The 1,093-nt window shown below is 68.6% G+C and carries 2 protein-coding genes and 1 riboswitch; both genes read right to left on the minus strand.

What is annotated here, in order from left to right; all coding sequences use genetic code 11:
* On the minus strand, positions 1–448 hold a 448-nt coding region (locus A5702_RS20220; protein ID WP_197506645.1), incomplete at its 3' end, for a transglycosylase family protein.
* A gap of 12 nt (positions 449–460) precedes the next feature.
* Positions 461–674: riboswitch (cyclic di-AMP (ydaO/yuaA leader) on the minus strand.
* A gap of 209 nt (positions 675–883) precedes the next feature.
* Positions 884–1,093: MoaD/ThiS family protein (locus tag A5702_RS20225; protein ID WP_068223086.1), on the minus strand; the 210-nt coding region annotated here is incomplete at its 5' end.

A 1,093-nucleotide genomic window follows, 5' to 3' on the forward strand; every position in this document is an offset into this window, starting at 1 on the left:
CCGGCGGGGGAGCCGGCTGACCGTTCAGGCCGGGCGCATCCAGCGGCGCGTCCAGGCCCGCGGGCGCGGGGATCTCACGCGGCGTCGGGCCCGACAGCGGGCCACCGCACACCGGCCACGCGCCGCGGCCCTGGCTGGCCAGCACGCGCTCGGCGACGGCGATCTGCTGTTCCTTGGTGGCCAACTCGGCCGACGGGGCGTACTGGCCGCCGCCGTGCGAGGCCCAGGTGCTCGCGCTGAACTGCACGCCACCGTGGTAGCCGTTGCCGGTGTTGATCGCCCAGTTGCCGCCCGACTCGCAACGGGCTACCTGGTCCCACTCGCCATCGGTGGCCGCGGCCGCTTGGCCGGCCAGGGCGATGCTACCGCCGCCGAGGACCGCGCCGGTGACGGCGATCTTGGCGACGCTGATGTTCGACGTGCTGGGCTTACGGTGACGTCCACTCATAGGCCGTGAAAAATCCTCTCTCGTCACGCGCCTGCGAGGTCAGCTGTCGGGTTCGGGTTGGAGAGGCCACCCGGCCGTCATCGCTTCTGCGAAACGATGTCGGCTTCACCCCAAGGGGCCGCACGCGGCCCCAGTCCGATCACGGTGGACCGGTGGGTCCCCCGTCTCCATCCACGTAGGTTCGGTGGGCCCCCGCCTATTGGATGGAGCTCGGCGCGATAGGGAGGGGAGGTTCGCCAATTCGGTTGTCTTGGCGAGCCTTCGGAGAAACGTAGCGGTTTCTGTTGGTCCCGTCACGTTCTGCGAAACCCGGCGTTTCCCTCTCGGCCACCTGCGAAAAGCCAAGGAACACACGCCATTCACGCAGGTCATAGCACTCGATATCGGAGCGTGATTGCGTCGTTATCGTTCCGTTACGTGAGATATTTCACAGTTTCAGCCCCCGGCGAAGGGGGGTAGAACGTCGATCGTGTTGCCGCTGCGTAACGGTGCGGTCTCGTCGCGTACGGCGACCCCGTCGCAGAGGTAGGAACACCGGCTCAGCACCGTCGCGAGCCGTGAGCCCCGCACGGCCAGGCGCTCGACCAGACCGCCCACGGTGGTGCCGGGACGCACCACCACCGTTTCCGCCTCGGCCCCCGCCGA

Origin of the sequence: Mycobacterium sp. E3339, from assembly GCF_001666915.1 — a bacterium.
Lineage (GTDB): Bacteria > Actinomycetota > Actinomycetes > Mycobacteriales > Mycobacteriaceae > Mycobacterium.